At 59.8% G+C, this 16,406-nt stretch carries 14 protein-coding genes and 1 riboswitch; of the genes, 8 read left to right on the forward strand and 6 right to left on the reverse strand.

The genetic code is table 11. The annotated features are described in order from the left end of the window. Window positions 1–43: 43 nt before the first annotated feature. The gene (locus AB5Y84_RS19740; protein ID WP_236371193.1) at window positions 44–1,318 is read right to left on the reverse strand and encodes an amidohydrolase; all 1,275 of its coding nucleotides are present in this window, start codon (window positions 1,316–1,318) and stop codon (window positions 44–46) included. Window positions 1,319–1,497: 179 nt separating this feature from the next. Then, the gene (fadE, locus tag AB5Y84_RS19745) at window positions 1,498–3,954 is read right to left on the reverse strand and encodes an acyl-CoA dehydrogenase FadE (protein WP_368177599.1); all 2,457 of its coding nucleotides are present in this window, start codon (window positions 3,952–3,954) and stop codon (window positions 1,498–1,500) included. A 264-nt stretch (window positions 3,955–4,218) separates the two neighbouring features. Between fadE and lpcA the strand changes: the two genes are divergently transcribed. From lpcA to AB5Y84_RS19760, 3 genes are all read left to right on the forward strand, one after another. Beyond that, window positions 4,219–4,797, forward strand: a complete 579-nt coding sequence (gene lpcA / locus AB5Y84_RS19750; protein ID WP_005334485.1) for a D-sedoheptulose 7-phosphate isomerase — start codon at window positions 4,219–4,221, stop codon at window positions 4,795–4,797. A gap of 161 nt (window positions 4,798–4,958) precedes the next feature. Continuing rightward, a complete protein-coding gene (locus AB5Y84_RS19755; RefSeq protein ID WP_019446544.1) occupies window positions 4,959–5,768 on the forward strand; it encodes a class II glutamine amidotransferase in 810 nt (269 codons plus the stop codon). A gap of 291 nt (window positions 5,769–6,059) precedes the next feature. Then, entirely contained in the window at window positions 6,060–6,395 is a 336-nt protein-coding gene (locus AB5Y84_RS19760; RefSeq protein WP_257725856.1) for an Hpt domain-containing protein, read from the forward strand. A 39-nt stretch (window positions 6,396–6,434) separates the two neighbouring features. On the opposite strand, the gene yvcK is transcribed toward AB5Y84_RS19760, so the two are convergent. After that, window positions 6,435–7,349 (reverse strand): uridine diphosphate-N-acetylglucosamine-binding protein YvcK, encoded by a 915-nt coding sequence (gene yvcK, locus AB5Y84_RS19765; protein WP_182963529.1) that lies wholly within the window; start codon window positions 7,347–7,349, stop codon window positions 6,435–6,437. Window positions 7,350–7,462: 113 nt separating this feature from the next. Between yvcK and AB5Y84_RS19770 the strand changes: the two genes are divergently transcribed. Together AB5Y84_RS19770 and AB5Y84_RS19775 are read left to right on the forward strand one after the other, a co-directional pair. Then, on the forward strand, window positions 7,463–8,647 hold the full coding sequence (locus AB5Y84_RS19770; RefSeq protein ID WP_368177600.1) for an FIST signal transduction protein: 1,185 nt from the start codon (window positions 7,463–7,465) through the stop codon (window positions 8,645–8,647). 31 nt (window positions 8,648–8,678) lie between these two features. Beyond that, window positions 8,679–10,775 (forward strand): ATP-binding protein, encoded by a 2,097-nt coding sequence (locus AB5Y84_RS19775; RefSeq protein ID WP_019446540.1) that lies wholly within the window; start codon window positions 8,679–8,681, stop codon window positions 10,773–10,775. 248 nt (window positions 10,776–11,023) lie between these two features. Here AB5Y84_RS19775 and AB5Y84_RS19780 read toward each other — a convergent pair whose 3' ends face one another. The 3 genes from AB5Y84_RS19780 to narQ all read right to left on the reverse strand — a co-directional run bounded on the left by AB5Y84_RS19780 (window position 11,024) and on the right by narQ (window position 14,053). Continuing rightward, the gene (locus AB5Y84_RS19780; protein WP_005334473.1) at window positions 11,024–11,599 is read right to left on the reverse strand and encodes an LON peptidase substrate-binding domain-containing protein; all 576 of its coding nucleotides are present in this window, start codon (window positions 11,597–11,599) and stop codon (window positions 11,024–11,026) included. A gap of 103 nt (window positions 11,600–11,702) precedes the next feature. Continuing rightward, window positions 11,703–12,341: a two-component system response regulator NarL gene (narL, locus tag AB5Y84_RS19785; protein WP_005334471.1), complete on the reverse strand. Its 639-nt coding sequence runs from the start codon at window positions 12,339–12,341 to the stop codon at window positions 11,703–11,705. Further along, window positions 12,341–14,053, reverse strand: a complete 1,713-nt coding sequence (narQ, locus tag AB5Y84_RS19790; RefSeq protein ID WP_005334468.1) for a nitrate/nitrite two-component system sensor histidine kinase NarQ — start codon at window positions 14,051–14,053, stop codon at window positions 12,341–12,343. The genes narL and narQ overlap by 1 nt, the downstream gene beginning before the upstream one ends. A gap of 78 nt (window positions 14,054–14,131) precedes the next feature. Beyond that, window positions 14,132–14,272: riboswitch (molybdenum cofactor riboswitch) on the forward strand. Here narQ and moaA point away from each other — a divergent pair. The 3 genes from moaA (at window position 14,260) to AB5Y84_RS19805 (ending at window position 16,321) form a co-directional block, all read left to right on the forward strand. Then, window positions 14,260–15,255: a GTP 3',8-cyclase MoaA gene (gene moaA, locus AB5Y84_RS19795; RefSeq protein WP_158109458.1), complete on the forward strand. Its 996-nt coding sequence runs from the start codon at window positions 14,260–14,262 to the stop codon at window positions 15,253–15,255. It overlaps the preceding riboswitch by 13 nt. A 239-nt stretch (window positions 15,256–15,494) precedes the next feature. After that, window positions 15,495–16,037 carry a ferredoxin-type protein NapF gene (gene napF / locus AB5Y84_RS19800; RefSeq protein ID WP_368177601.1) on the forward strand — a complete coding sequence of 181 codons (543 nt, stop codon included), beginning with the start codon at window positions 15,495–15,497 and terminating at the stop codon, window positions 16,035–16,037. Between the two features lie 29 nt (window positions 16,038–16,066). Beyond that, entirely contained in the window at window positions 16,067–16,321 is a 255-nt protein-coding gene (locus AB5Y84_RS19805) for a chaperone NapD (protein ID WP_031227438.1), read from the forward strand. Window positions 16,322–16,406: the final 85 nt, after the last annotated feature.

Raw genomic sequence — 16,406 nt, forward strand, 5'->3', positions numbered from 1 at the left:
CCTTTTTTTGATCCCGTTAGCTGGTGAGCTGGCCGAGGGGATATCAAGAGAGGGCTGCTTCTGTCACGCCCAGCCGGGCGCGTGCCCAGGCGGCCAGCAGCTCGACCCCGCTTTGCATCACCCGCTCATCGAAATCGAATTCGTTGTGATGGTGCGGCGCCGCCAGATCGGCCCCCAGGATCAGGTAAGCCGCTTCGCCCCCCTGCTTTTGCACCCGCTCCATCAGAAAACCGGCATCTTCGCTGGCGCCAAAGCGGCGAGTCTGGATGGTGGCAAGCCCTTGCTTGCGGGCCAGCGCCGCCAGCTCAGCCTGCAGCGCCGGGCTGTTGTCGAGCGCAATGGCCTCACCCTGCTTGATGATGCGGTAGGTGACGCCGTGGGCTAGGGCGGTACCTTCGACGATGCGCTGTACCTGACTGAACATGTAGTCGTTGAGCGCGCTGTCGGCGCCGCGGGTTTCACCGCGTAGCTCGGCATGATCGGGAATGACGTTGCGGCCGCTGCCTGCGTGAAGCTGGCCGACGTTGATGCGGGTCATGCCGTCGCGGTGGCGGGGAATGCCGAGCATGGCGGTGGTGGCCATGCAGGCGGCTGCCAGCGCATTGCTGCCGGCGTTGGGCTCGAGCCCTGCATGGGCGGCGGTGCCCATAAAGTGGACGTCGAACTTGGTGGAGCAGAGAAACTCGGTGGGGTTGATCACCAGCTCGCCGCTGCCAGCGTGAATACCGATATGGAGCGAAAGCAGGGCATCCACGTCATCGAGCGCACCACCGGCGGCTAGCGCCTTGCCACCGCGACACCCCTCTTCGGCGGGTTGGAAGAAGAGCTTGATGCGACCGCACAGTTGCTCTTTCATCGCCATCAACTGGCTGGCCAGCCCCATGCCGATGGCGGTGTGGCCATCGTGGGCGCAGGCGTGCATCCACCCCTTGTTGTGGGAGGCAAAACCCTCTTGCTGCGGTTGGTGCTGTTCGGCGTCGGACTCTTCCACCTCCACCGCATCGATATCGAAGCGAAAGGCCAGGGTCGGACCGGGACGACCGGTATCCAGCTCTCCCATCAGGCCAGTGACATCGCCAATCCGCTCCAGCCAGTCGGGATGGGCTCCCTGACGACGGGCGCGAGCCTTCTCGGCAGCCACATCCACATCACGGCCCATCATCAGATTGCTGGCCAGCAGCTTGTCGCCGAGCACGATGCGATAACCGAGCTCGCTCAGGTGGTGGGCAATCAGGCTGGTGGTGCGAAACTCTTTCCAGGCGGCTTCCGGCAGGCGGTGCAGGTCGCGGCGCCACAGGATCAGGTGCTCAAGGGTCATCTTGGCTTCCTTGGTGATTCGATTTGCCGGCTATTGTGCCTTTTTTCCCGGCTGACCACACGGGGCCCGCAGCTGGTCGGGGGAGCTGTGAGTGCAAGTGGTGGCTGTTCGGGCCGTGAATAGTGGTGAGCGCCCATAAAAAACGCCTCCACAAGGGAGGCGTTGTCGATAGCTGGTTATCAGGCCGCGTGATGGTAAGCGGAGGCTTCAAACAGCTTCTTGTTGGCCACCAGATCGATGGGGTCAAAATCATCGACGTTGATGGTGCGAAGGCGACTTACCTCGGCGCGGCGCAGCAGCTCCGCTTCGCTCTGGGTCAGTACGCCAGCGGCCAGGCCGCTGTCGGCCACCTTGTCCAGCGCCATGAAGGGACGCTTGATTCCATCGCTCTTGCAGACTTTCTCGAACAGCGGCTCGGCGGCCAGTACGTCATCGAGCGCCTGCTCCAGCAGGCCGAAGGGGTTGCCCTCTTCGCGAGTCAGGTATTGGCCCTTGGCCAGGCGGCTGCGGGTCTCGCTCGGGGTTTGCAGCAGACGGGCAACCTGTTGATCCAGCTTGTCGCATGGACGGTTCAGGTCACGACCCAGCGGCAGCACCACGGCGCGCAGGGCAAGCCCAATCCAGCGGTTCGGGAAGTTGCGCAGCAGCTCGTCGATCGCCTCTTGTGCCTTGAACATGGCATCTTGCAGTGCCCAGTGCAGCAGCGGCAGGTCGGCCTGCTGGCGTCCCTCGTCCTGATAGCGCTTGAGGGCGCTGGAGGCCAGATAGAGCTGGCTCAGCACGTCGCCGAGGCGTGCGGAGACCCGCTCCTTGCGCTTGAGCTCGCCACCCAGGGTGCCCATCGCCATGTCTGACAGGAACGCCAGGTTGGCCGAGAGGCGGGAGAGCTGCTGGTAGTAGCCCTTGGTCTGATCCTTGTAAGGGGCCGCGGCAAAGCGGGCGCCGGTGATACCGAGCCAGAAGCTGCGTACCAGGTTGCTGATGGCAAAGCCGACGTGGCTGAACACCGCCTTGTCGAAATCCTTCAGCGCCTGCTCCTTGTCGGGGTGGCTGGCGGCCAGCATCTCCGGCAGTACATACGGGTGGCAACGGATAGCGCCCTGACCGTAGATGATCATGCTGCGAGTCAGGATGTTGGCCCCTTCCACCGTAACGGCGATGGGGGCACCCTGATAGCCACGGGCCAGATAGTTGTTGGGGCCCATGCAGATGGCCTTGCCGCCGTGGATGTCCATGGCATCGATGATGCACTTCTGGGCACGGTCGGTGAGGTGGTATTTGACGATGGCGGAGATGACCGACGGCTTCTCGCCAAGGTCGATACCGGTCACGGTCAGGTTGGCTGCGGCGCCCATGATGTAGGCGTTACCGCCGATGCGGGCCAGCGGCTCTTCAATCCCTTCCATCTTGCCGATGGGCAGCTTGAACTGGCGACGGATGCGGCTGTAGGCGCCGCTCGCCAGTGCCAGCATCTTGACGCCGCCAGTGCTGTTGGAGGGCAAGGTGATGCCGCGACCGACCGACAGACACTCGACCAGCATGCGCCAGCCCTGACCGGCCATGGCCGGGCCACCGATGATGAAATCGAGCGGGACGAACACATCCTTACCCTGAGTCGGACCGTTTTGGAACGGTACGTTGAGCGGGAAGTGGCGACGGCCAATGCCGACCCCCTTGATGTGAGTCGGGATTAGCGCGCAGGTGATGCCGAGCTCTTCCTCTTCGCCCAGCAGGTGTTCCGGATCACGCAGTTTGAAGGCAAGGCCCAAGACGGTTGCGATAGGCGCCAGGGTGATGTAGCGCTTGTTCCAGGTGAGGCGCATACCGAGCACCTCTTTTCCTTCCCACTCGCCCTTGCAGACGATACCGAAGTCGGGGATGGAGCCGGCGTCAGAACCCGCTTCCGGGCTGGTCAGGGCGAAGCAGGGGATCTCTTTGCCTACCGCTAGGCGGGGCAGGTAATAATCCTTCTGCTCGTCGGTGCCATAGTGCTGCAGCAGTTCGCCCGGGCCCAGTGAGTTGGGCACGCCGACGGTGGAGGCGAGCACGGCGCTGGCACCGCACAGCTTTTGCAGGACACAGGACTGGGCGTAGGCCGAGAACTCCAGACCGCCATATTTCTTCTTGATGATCATGGCGAAGAACTTGTTGTCCTTCAGGTATTGCCACACCTCGGGGGAGAGATCCGCGCGCTCGTGAGTCACTTCCCAGTCGCTCACCATGCGGCATACTTCCTCGACCGGACCATCCATAAAGGCCTGCTCTTCGGCAGAGAGGGCGCTGACCGGGATGGCGTGCAGCTTTTTCCAGTCCGGGTTGCCCGCGAACAGATCGGCTTCCCACCAGGTGGTGCCCGCTTCAATCGCCTCTTTCTCGGTGCGGGACATCTCCGGCATGATCGATTTGTAGATCTTGAACAGCGGCTTGGTTATTTGATTGCGGCGAAATTCCACCAGATTGAGCGGGATGGCGATCACCGCGAACAGCGCCCATACCAGCAAGGGCACATGACCATAGATGGCGCCAAGCACCAGGGCGGCGCCGGTGACCAGGGTGGAGATGAACAGGGATGCCCGGCGATAGGCCAGGGCTCCGATAACCAGGATCACCCCGAGCAGAGTGAGGGTCGTCGTCATTGCTTGCTCCTTGCGTGGTTAGGTTGCCAACGTGGCGTAACTGATCCAGAGGTCTGACCTGTTGGATATGGCCCCTGTTGTAATTCATACGCACAAAGTTATCAAGCTGTTTACATCTTCATTACCTTCTCTCTGTGATCCCCATAACGCTCACGCGCCGCCAGCGCTGTGGCTCGCAGGGGGGCGACTGTGCGATTCGCTTGTGCGAGAATAGCCGCGATCTACACGCACACCACGCACACTAAAAACAGTGGAAGAGACATCATGTACCAAGAATTGATCCGCAATGAACTGACCGAAGCTGCCAGCGTGCTGCAGGCCTTCCTGGCTGATGAGCAGAACCTGAAAAACATCGAAGCGGCCGCCAAACTGCTGGCTGACTCTTTCAAGGAAGAGGGCAAGGTGCTCTCCTGTGGCAACGGTGGCTCCCACTGTGACGCCATGCACTTCGCCGAAGAGCTGACCGGTCGTTACCGCGAGAACCGCCCGGGTTATGCCGGTATCGCCATCTCAGATCCGAGCCACCTCTCCTGCGTCTCCAACGACTTTGGCTATGACTATGTCTTCTCCCGTTACGTAGAAGCGGTTGGCCGTCGTGGCGACGTGCTGCTTGGCATCTCCACCAGCGGCAACTCCGGCAATATCCTGAAAGCCATCGAGGCAGCCCGAGCCAAAGGGATGAAAGTGATCGCCCTGACCGGCAAGGATGGCGGCAAGATGGCGGGTCTGGCGGATGTCGAGATCCGGGTTCCGCACTTTGGCTATGCCGACCGTATTCAGGAAGTGCACATCAAGGTGATCCACATCCTGATCCAGCTGGTCGAAAAAGAGATGGCCAAGTAATCAGACCATCGCGCTGAGACAATGGCATCAGCGGTTGCATGGTTCGCCATCGACCGGTTGTTGCCAGCCACAGGGGAAGGGATTGCACCTTCCCCTGCTGTCTGTCGAACCAGAGCGCTGGTCGAACATGACACAAGCCAAATCATGAAAGGAGTCTGCCGATGTGCGAACTGCTCGGCATGAGTGCCAATGTGCCGACCGATATCTGCTTCAGCTTTACCGGGTTGATGCTGCGTGGCGGCAAGACCGGGCCCCACAAGGATGGTTGGGGGATCACCTTCTACGAGGGGAAGGGCTTTCGCACCTTCAAGGATCCCGAGCCCAGCGCCCAATCTCCCATCGCCAGACTGGTACAGGCGCTGCCCATCAAGAGCTGCGCTGTGGTCAGCCACATTCGGCAGGCCAACCGTGGCTGCGTGTCACTGGAAAATACCCACCCCTTTACCCGTGAGCTGTGGGGCCGTTACTGGACCTTCGCCCACAACGGTCAGCTGACCGGCTACAAGAAGCTGCCAACCGGCCGCCACCGGCCGGTGGGGGATACCGACAGCGAGCACGCCTTCTGCTGGCTGCTCGATCGGCTGGAGCAAAAATATCCCAAGCGTCCGGCCAACTTTCCCGCCATGTTTCGCTATCTCGCTACCCTGTGTGACGAGCTCAGAGCGTTCGGGGTGTTCAACATGCTGCTCTCGGACGGGGAGTATGTGATGAGCTACTGCAGCAACAACCTGCACTGGCTGACCCGCTGTGCGCCCTTTGGCGAGGCGAGCCTGCTGGATGAGGAGGTGGTGATCGACTTTCAAAGCGAGACTACCCCCAACGATGTGGTGACCCTGATCACCACCCGTCCGCTGACCGGCAATGAGAACTGGGTCAAAATGGCACCCGGCGAATTCAATCTGTTTCGCATGGGGGAGCGGGTGGCGACCAATCAGGTCGCGCTTGAGCAAGATAAAAAAATACCAGGGTAGATACCTACCCTGGTTCTTCGCAGCAGCCATAAAAGGCAAAAGGGATGAGAGGTGTTGCTGAGCATCATCACTCTGACGGCATTGAGTGTTGACCAATTGTTAATTTTTGGCAATCAGGTTGTTGTCTTGACGGGCGTTTCAGCATCGCTATTTCGATACTGATCACATTTTTTGCCACTTTATTCCCTGAGCCATCCAATTGGGTGCTTCATCACAGCCTGGTCGTGAGCCACGACATCGAAAACTATCTATAGTATGGTCTGTTTGAATACCGTTCTGGAGGAGCCTCGCATGGAGTGGGTGGATCGCAAGGTGTTGCAGCAGCTGGCAGAGGATATCGGTCCGGATATGCTGCCCGTGGTCATCGCAGTCTTTATTGAAGAGGTGGGCGAGCAGCTGAGTCAGCTCAGGCCCCTCTATGAGCAGGGGGAGTGGGAGGCGCTGGCTCGGGTGGCGCACAGCATGAAATCATCCTGTGGCAGCTACGGCGCCATGCCGAGTTATCAGCAGGTGATGGCGCTGGAGATGGCCAGCAAGCAGGCCGATGTGGCAGAGGCAGAGCGCCAGTTGCAACTGCTGGAGGCCTCCTTGCCTCAGGTACTCGCGTTTCTTGCCGATTATCTGTAACGGCGCCATGCAGGGGTGCCGGGGCGCCGTGACCGTAGCCTAACGCTGGTTGAGCAGTTGCTGGATGATCCGGTCCAGCGCCAGTTTCAGCTTCAACCGATCGTGCCGGTGCGGCAGCTCAAGCTCGCCTAGCTCGGCTTCGATCACACGCCCTTGCCACTCCCCCGCATCACTCGCGCCCTGTGGGGCCAAGATGGCATCCAGCCGACCCTGACCGACCCGGGACTCCAGCCAGCGACACTGACTCATCAGATCCAGCTGACTGGCAGGACCGTTTTCCGCCACCAGATTGCAGACGAAAACCAGCATGGCGCTGCTCTCGTTGATGGCTTGGGCGATCTCGGCCAGCAGCAGTGGCGGCATGATGGAGGTGAGAAAACTGCCCGGCCCAAGAATGATCATGTCCGCCTGCTGCAATGCCAGCACCGCTTCGCGCGTCGCTTGCACCTCCGGCATCAGGCCGAGAGAGAGGGGCGGGGTAGCCAACTGATCGATGGATACCTCTCCCAGGATCTGGGTGCCACACTCCATATGGGCGCAGAGATCGGTGGGAAATTCAGACATGGGTAGCAATTGTGACTCGATTTTGAGCATGTCACTGATCAGCTTGATAGCATCAAGAGGACGGACACAGAGATTATCGAGCGCCAGCAGCATCAGGTTGCCAAGGTTGTGGCCCGCCAGCTCGCCTTTGCCGGCGAAGCGGTACTCGAACAACAGGCTGCCGATGCTGGGATCGGTCACCAGCTGGTTCAGGCAGTTGCGCAGATCGCCCCAGGCGATGCACTCCTGACTCTTGCGCAGGCGTCCGGTCGAGCCGCCATCATCTGTGGTGGTGACGATGCCGGTGAGCCGTTGACCGAGAAACGAGAGGGATGAAAGCACTCGTCCCATGCCGTGGCCACCACCGATGGCAACGACCCGATCGAAGTCATTGATGTTTTTTTGCCACATATGGGCGTCCTGTCATTGGTCTCAGTTGACCGCTATGTTAGCAAGCGAAGCGAGATAATTGTTTGATAAAGGTATGATTTTTGCTTGAGGCTGCCATTCGATAAAACAAGGAGTTGGTGTTGAAATTTCTGACCGTTCACTCCCTCGCCCAGAATTCATCGCTGGCGGCCCAAGATATCTGCGCGCAGCTGCGCCACCATGCCGATCAGGCACCCTCCCTGCTGTTACTCTATTTTACCCAAGCCCATGACGGGGCGATACTGCGCGACGCGCTCAAACACCAGTTCCCGACGACCCGCCTGCTTGGGTGCAGCTCTTGCGGTGGTGTCATGACCGAGATGGGACACCACGCCCGAGATGGATATGGGCTGGCCGTTGCTGCCCTGTACGATGAGAAAGGGGCATTCGGGGTAGCCGGTGCCAGCGGTGACGGGGTGGATGTGCGGCAGTTGCTGCGCCGAGCCATGAGCGACTGTGGTCGACCGGGCGAGCTGCCCCAGTTGATCCTGTTTCACGCCAGTCCCGGCAAGGAAGAGGGGCTGCTGGCCGGTATCGAGGCTGAACTCGGTGCCTCGGTGCCGGTGGTCGGTGGATCCGCGGCTGATAGCAGTGTCAGCGGTGACTGGCAGCTCTGCTGGGATGAGGCGGTGGCTCAGGATGGCATCGGTCTGGCGGTGCTCTATCCCGATTGCCAGCTGGCCTTTCAGTTTCACTCCGGTTATGTGCCTGCCGAATTCAGTGGCGAGATCACCGCCTGCAACGGGCGGGAGGTACTCACTATCGATCACCAGCCTGCTGCCGAGGTCTATGCCCGCTGGTGCGGGCGCGAGCAGCCCTGGCCGGTGGGGGCGATTTTGCGGGAGACCACGCTCACCCCGCTGGCTCGTCAGGTGGGAGCGCTGGATGGCATTCCTTATTATAAACTCTCCCATCCCGAAGCGGTGACTGAACAGGGCGGGCTGCGGCTCTTTACCGATGTGGTGCAAGGGGAGCGTCTGCTGTTGATGTACAGCAGTCAGGAAGGGTTGTTGCAGCGCAGCCTCAATGCCATGCGCGTCGAGCCAGGGTATGGGGTCGATGTGGAATTGCAGCCTATCGGCGCGCTCATCATCTTTTGTGCTGGTTGCCGTTTGGCGCTAGGTGATATGTTGTGCCAATTTGTCGAGCAGAGCCAGGCTCTCCTCGGCAAGATCCCTTTTATCACCCCCTTTACCTTCGGCGAGCAGGGGCGGCTGCCCAATGGCGAGCTGGCCCACGGCAACCTGATGGTATCGAGCGTGATTTTCCTGACCCGTTGAGTCGGTAGAACATAACAGAGCAGGCAACAAGATGATTGGCAACAGTGAACTGGAAGCCCTCGGCGACAAATTGCAGACCACGCTGGTCGACCTTATGCGTTGCCGCGAGCGCGAGGCCAAGTATCGTCACGAGTCCCAGACCCTGCTGGGCGGGGTTGCCACCCTCGCCGATGCCAAGACGCTGGAGCAGGTACTGGAGAGCCTTATCCAGGTGCTCAAACCCTTTATCGGCTTTGAACACGCGGATGTAGTGGCCTGGGAAGGGGAGCAGGGGAGTACCCACCTCAGTACCGAGCCGATGCTATCAGCCCGCAGCTGGCGTATGACCCCGGCATTTGCCCGCGCCATCTCGGGTGAAACCCTGGTGATTTACGATCCCGCCCAGCTGCCTGAGCTGGCGCCGCTGGCAAGCGAGCCGGGCTGGGCCAGCGTGATGCTGACCGGGCTACAGGCCCCCGGTTTTACCGCTACCCTCATCTGCCGCCACGCCCGGGCGGGCACCTTCGATCTCACCAGCAAGGCTGCCATGGAGCGTTGCCGTCCGCTCATCGCCCAAGCGCTGGTCAACATCACCTATCGGGCCCGCTTGCAGGAGCAGGTCGCGGTAAAAACCGAGGCGTTACAGGCCAGCGAACGTCGTTTTCGCAGCTTCGCCGCCATGGCTTCAGACTGGTTTTGGGAGACAGATGCCGAGCATCGCCTCAGTTATGCCTCAGAGCCGGGTTATCTGGATGAGATGACCCCGCAAGCGACCCGGCCGACCCTCTATGACTACGTCTGCAACAAGCAGAGCTGCGATGCCCAGAAATATCTGCAGCTTTTGGCGCTGCGCCAGCCGGTGCGAGGGGTGCGGATGCAGGTTGCGCTGCAACACGGCCCCTGCTGGATGGAAGTGAGCGCCGAGCCCTGTTTTGACCATGATGGCCTGTTTATCGGTTATCGCGGCACAGCCCGGGATATCAGCAACCAGATCCGTAGGGAAGAGGAGCTGGCGCGGGCACGGGATGAGGCCGAAGCGGCCAACCGTGCCAAGTCCCAGTTTCTGGCCATGATGACCCACGAGATCCGCTCGCCCATGAATGCGGTATTGGGGATGCTCGATCTGGTGCAGCATGCCGAGCTGGCGCCGGAGCAACAGAGCCTGCTGCGCCATGCCACCCACTCGGCCAGATTGCTGCAAACCATCATCGACGACGTGCTCGATTTTTCGAAAATCGAGTCGCAAACCTTGGTGTTTCACTGCGAGACCCTGCAACCCGTCCAGCTTTGCCAATCCCTGGTCGAGCCGCTGCAAGCTCGCGCGACCGCCAAGGGGATCGCGCTGGTTTATCGGGTCGATGAGTCTGTGCCCCGGGAGTTGCAGGGGGACCCGATGCGTCTGTCGCAGGTGATGGGCAATCTGCTGGACAACGCCCTCAAATTTACCGAGCAGGGGCAGGTGACACTGCACCTGGGTTGGCAGGATGAGAAGCTGCTGATCTCGGTCTCCGACACCGGGATCGGGATCGCCGATGCGGATCAGGCGCTGCTGTTTGAACCCTTCTCCCAGGTCGACAACTCGGCCACCCGGCGTTTTTCCGGTACCGGCCTCGGTCTTGCCATCAGCAAGCGTCTGGTGACGCTTATGGGGGGAGAGATCCACCTGAAGAGCGAGCCGGGCAAGGGAAGCTGTTTCTGGTTCGAACTGCCCGGCATGGCGCTGCCTTGTCATAGCCAGCCGCAGCGGGAGGAGGGGGCTTCGGCACTGCTGCCACTGGATGTGCTGGTGGTGGAGGACAGCCCGGTGAACCAGTTGGTGGTGTCGCTGATGCTGCAAAAACTGGTGGGCAAGGTACGGCTGGCAGCCAATGGTCTGGAGGCGCTGGCGCAGGTGGATGAGCAGCTCCCGGATCTGATCCTGATGGATATGCGGATGCCCCTGATGGACGGACTGGAAGCGACTCGCCGGTTGCGGGAGTTGGGATGCACCATGCCTATCGTCGCCCTGACGGCCAATGCGATGGCGGAGGACAAGGCGTGCTGTCTGGCGCAGGGGATGGATGACTTTCTCGCCAAGCCCATCACCTTGTCACGGCTGAGAGAGTGTTTGCAGCGTCACTTTGGTCAGCGGTTGCCGACGCGCGGATAAAAAAAATGGTCAACTTTGTGGGTTGACCAGTTCTTCAGCAAATACTGAAGAGAGCACGGGATAAATCGGGTTGTACAAATCTATATGAAAAATCTGTGCCAACTTTTTTAGACTCTTTTGTGTTCAATTTTGGCCGTTTAGCGCAGCGGCTCTCTCTTGTTATGGCGTTTTGCGTTCCTACTTACTCGCAAAATGCGAATTTCACATTTTCATTGTTGGAATAATTGCATTTTGCAACGCTGTTTTTGTCATTGTGAAATCAGGCGATGCAGGAATTTACGGGCTGCTTCGCTGTTTTGTTTGGCAATCAGCATCTGCTTTTCATAAATCGGCATCGGCAATATCTCGAGCCAGCGTTGGCAGAGCCAGGCGGCATCTTCAAAGCGCTTGTCCGGATAGAGCTCATCAAGCTCCGGATACTGCTCGAACACTTCCCGCAGGCGATTGACCAGCAGCTTGTCGTTGAAATCGGAGTGGGTGCTCGGCCAGTTGGGCAGCATCTCCACCTTGGCCCGACGAAGGCCCATCTCGTCTGTTTCCATCTCGTGGATGCAGAAGCGCTCCAGTCCCAGCACCGTCACCCCCAGCAGGCCATCATTGAGGGTGTAGAAGTCAGTCACCTTGACTCGGGTGCCCACCGGCAGAATGCGGCCGGATTGTCCCGAGGTGGTCGACTCTTCCATCACGATGCCAAAGCCCTGATCGTTGATGAATGACTCCTTGAGCATCTGCAGGTGGCGTGGCTCGAACAGACGCAGAGGAAGCTTGCCGCCCGGCAGTATGTGGGAAGGCAAGGGGAACAGTGCCAAAGGTTGTAGTTTCATGTTCCATCCTCCATTGAGTAGTTGCTGAATATGACAATGCAGCGACTGTGCCAGAGAATGAAAAAAGCCACCGGAGGGTGGCTTTTCGGGCGGTTGAGGGCGCTTAGTTGCGCTGCTCCAGATACATGACAGCCGCTTCCACGCGGCTTTGCGCCTCGAGTTTCTTCAGCAGGCTCTTCACGTGAACCTTGACCGTTCCCTCGGAGATATGGAGTACCGAGGCGACCTGTTTGTTGGAGAGGCCTTTTGCAATTTCGCGCAGGATTTGCATTTCGCGACGCGTTAAGCTTTCCAGCTTCTGCTGCAGGTGATCCAGCTCGTAGATGTTTTCGAGATAGGGGCGTAGCGGTTCGCTCAGGATCTGCTTGCCGGTCATCACGTCGGCCAGCTGGGCCAGCAGCAGATCAGGCTCGGTATCCTTGAGCAGGTAGCCATCAGCACCCGCTTTGAGCAAAGCAACCACATCCTGACGGGCATCGGAGACGGTGAGGATCACCACCCGGGAGGTGATCTCTTCGGCCCGCAGCGCCTTGAGGGTATCGAGGCCGGAGAGCCCCTTCATGTTGAGGTCGAGCAGGATCAGATCCGGCTCGGACTCTTTGGCCAGCGCCACGGCATCTGTGCCGTTGGAGGCTTCACCGGTCACCTCCATGTTCTCTTCCAGAGCCAGCAACTGCACAATCCCTTTGCGCATGAGGGGATGGTCATCTACGACCAGAACTGTGTATTTCATCTCGTCCATCAGGCGTCTCTCGCTAGACTGGTGGGAAAGGTCAGATGCACGCAGGTGCCTTGTGGTTGCTGCTCGTTGATGGTCAGCAGACCGTGCAGTTTGCTGGCGCGCTCGTTCATGATGCTCAACCCGTAATGGTTGATCGCCGAGCTGGCGAGTCCGATCCCGACACCGTCATCTGAAATCTGAACCTCAATGTTACCACTGGCGAGGGTCTCACAGCTAACATCAATCACTTGCGCGTTGGCATGTTTGATGGCATTGAGCACTGCCTCACGGATCAGCTGCAAAATGTGGATATGCTGGCCCGCCTCCAGGTCATTGTCGGCCAGTCCGTAATGGAACCGGATTTCGGCCTGGGTCTGGGGTTGCAGTTGATCGAGCATGACGCGGATCGCTTCCCCCAGATTGGCATCGCCAATGGTGAGACGGAAAGTGCCGAGCAGTTCGCGCAACTGGGTATAGGCATTGCTAAGTCCCTCGTCGATCTGCTGCATCGCCTCCTGCGCCTTGTCATGCTGCCCCTTGGCGTAAGATCGCTTGAGCAGGGTGGACTGGATCTTGAGATAGGAGAGGGCCTGCGCCAGCGAGTCGTGCAGCTCCCGGGCGATCACCGCCCGCTCCTCCATCAGCAGCAGTCGCTGCTGTTGCAGCAGGGTCTGGTCTTTGTGCAGCACCTGAGCCAGCAGCATGGTGAAGTTCTTGATCAACCGCTCATCGATGGGGTGCTGGCTGATGATGTCGAGGCGGCCGAACTCCTGCTCATCCATCTGCAGATAAAAGCTGGCCACCGCATCGAGATCGCCGGGCCAGCCGGTGCGCCCCGAGATGTAGACCGGCATGGCGTTGTGCTCGAAGCGGGTCAGCCGGATGTGGTCGATATGCTGGTGGGCGGCAGCACGGTCCAGCAGTTTGATGAGGGTGCGGGTGCTGAGCGGGGCGGCGTGCAGCTTCTGGGCGGTCGAGTAGAGAAACGAGAGGGTGTCGTTGGCCTGTTGCAGCTTGGCGGTTTTCTCTTCCACCTTGTTTTCCAGCTCCCGATAGAGCTTACCCAGCTCGTCGGCCATGGTGACGAAGGCGCGCGACAGCTCCCCCAGCTCGTTTTCGCCGTGGGCGGGCAGCTTAAGATCGAAATCCTGCCGCTGGATCTGGCGGGCACAGTAGACCAGCTGGTTGAGGGGGGCGACCACCTGCTGGCGGGTGAAGCGCACCGTGAACCAGGCGATGGTGATGATAGCCAGCAGGCCGAGCCCCTCTGCCAGTGCCAGCATCCGCACCTTGAATTCCACGTGGTACTGCATCTGATTGACGAAATTGTCGATGGCCGCCACAAACTGCTCGGTGTTATCGGTGTACCGTCTGGGGGTGCGATCCTCGATGTGCTGGCGCATTACCTGCCACTGGCCGAGCACCTCGCCATAGGTGCGACGCAGGGAGGCAGGAGTGATCCAGCGCTGGGTCTCCTGCAGCTCTTCGGCGTGCAGGGTCTCTTCAAACTGGGAGAGGCGCCCCAGCACGCTGTCGCCCCGCTCGATTTCGTAGGCCATCCGGTAGGCTTGCATCCGCAGCGAACCGGAGAGGTTGATCGCCTTGGCATCGGGCACCGAGTAGAAGAGGGTGACCATGGCGACCAGCGCGATCAGGCTGGCCATGAAGAGGATCAACACCATGGCGCGACCAATGGCACTGCTGACCGAATGGACCCTGAACCGTTTTCCCATACTGATGCGCACCTCTGAATAGTGATAAGGACCCCGCAAGATGCGTGGGAGTGTACTCCAACTTGTGTTAGCATCGAAAAACTAGATGAACTCCGAGCGGTTTTGCCTAAGTCCTAGCGATAGGGGGAAACCAGCCGTCAGCCGACGTTCGAGCTGTAAGGGTCAGGAAAGAAATGCCCTGGCCTCCCGTATTTGGAAAGGTGTTTATGTTGCCACTTGAAGATGGTTTTTCCCGTCGTTTTTACTATTTGCGTCTGTCGGTGACCGATGTGTGCAACTTCCGTTGCACCTATTGCTTGCCTGATGGCTATCGCCCCCCCGAAGGTCACAAAGCGGGGCGTCAACCCTTTCTCTCGATTGACGAGATCCGCCGCGTGGTCAGCGGTTTTGCCGCCATGGGCACCCGCAAGGTGCGCATCACGGGGGGCGAGCCCTCCCTGCGCCGCGATTTCACCGAGATCGTCAAGGTGATTGCCACCACCCCGGGCATCGAGAAGGTCGCCATGACCACCAACGGCTATCGCCTCAAGGAGCGGGCTCAGGAGTGGTTTGATGCCGGACTCAACGCGCTGAATGTCAGTGTCGACAGTCTCGACCCGCGCCAGTTTCACCAGATCACCGGCGAGAACAAGCTGGCCGAAGTGATGGAGGGGATCGAAGCAGCACTGGCCGCCGGTTTCAAATCGGTGAAGATCAATGCGGTGCTGCTCAAGGGGCTCAACGACTACCAGCTCGATGCCTTTTTGGGCTGGATCAGGCACAAGCCCATCGAGCTGCGCTTTATCGAGCTGATGCAGACCGGCGAGATGGATACCCTGTTTCGTGATCACCATGTCAGCGGCGAGCAGATCAAACAGCGCTTGCTGGAGAGCGGCTGGGTGCAGCAGTTGCGGGGCACGGATGACGGTCCAGCGCAGGTATTCATGCATCCGGAATCGCAGGGTGGAGTGGGGCTCATCATGCCCTACAGCAAGGATTTCTGTGCCGGTTGCAACCGGCTGCGGGTCTCCTCGCTGGGGAAGCTGCATCTGTGCCTGTTTGGCGACAACGGCATCGACCTGCGGGATCTGCTCGGCGCAGATGGGCAATCTGATGAGCTGCAACAGCGCATTCGCGCGGCACTGGCGGGCAAGAGTGCCACCCATCGTCTCCATGAGGGCAATGCCGGCATCACCCCTCATCTCGCCTCGATCGGCGGATAACCGCAAAAAATCGCCAACGATTAAATAGCAATCCTCACATGGAGGTATTTTAACCGATACCTCCATTTTTATTGCGCAGCAAGGCTTTGATCTGGCGCAAAAATCCCCCCTGTTTATCTCCCTGGTGGTATATCCCTTACCTTGTCAGGGCCGCAATATACACCCACTCTTATAATTGGTATCAAGAATGCCAATCATGGACTCGCACTGTCCCCTTTTTCACCAGAACAGGAGTCAACATGCCGGATGAGATCGATCTTGCCCGCCGAGGCCTGTTCCGGGGGCGGCTGAGAACCGCCGAACCGCCGGTGCAGTTGCCCTGGTCAGTCAATTGGTCGACATTTGTCGCCGACTGCACCCGCTGCGGGGATTGTCTGGCGGCCTGTCCGGAGCAGATCCTGGTGAATGGCGAGGGCGGTTTTCCGGTGGTCGATTTCCTGCGTGGCGAATGCACCTTCTGCACCGAGTGCGTCACGATCTGCAAGGCGCCGCTGTTTCGCCCGACCAGCGAGTCCCCCTGGCACTACAAGGCCCATATCGAGGCCAACTGTCTGGCCAATGGTCAGGTGTTCTGCCAGCGCTGTCAGGACAGCTGCGAGCCCAATGCCATTCGTTTTATTCCGGTGCTGGGGCGTGTGCCCACCCCGACGGTCGAGCCGGATCGCTGTAATGGCTGCGGCGCCTGTGTGCAGGATTGTCCGGTTGGCAGCATCAAGGTCGACGGGCGAGCCGCCCCATCCGGTGGTGCGAGCCAGCCCACCCTCAAGCAGGAGTCAGAATGAGTCAGAAGCCGTGTGACACAGAAGCCACAATGGATCAGGAGTTCCATGTATCGAGTCTGGTGGTGCTGACCCAGCCCCCTTTGCGCCATCAGCTCGCCGAGCAGATTGGCGCCCTTGAAGGGGCCGAGATCCACGCCGTCAGTGACGAGGGCAAGCTGGTTGTGACCCTGGAAGGTCCGAGCCAGCGGCCGATCATGGCGGCCATTGATGCGATACAGGCGATGCCGGGCGTGCTCTCTGCCGCCCTGATTTACCACCAGTTCGATGAACTGGGCGGTCACTGAAAAGAGTGATGGGATGCCGGGCGTGCCCTCTGCCGCTGATGGCTGGCTCCCGTTCGACAGATTCGACAACTATTACGCGATAAGC

Source organism: Aeromonas sp. s11 (assembly GCF_040907945.1).
GTDB lineage: Bacteria > Pseudomonadota > Gammaproteobacteria > Enterobacterales > Aeromonadaceae > Aeromonas > Aeromonas veronii.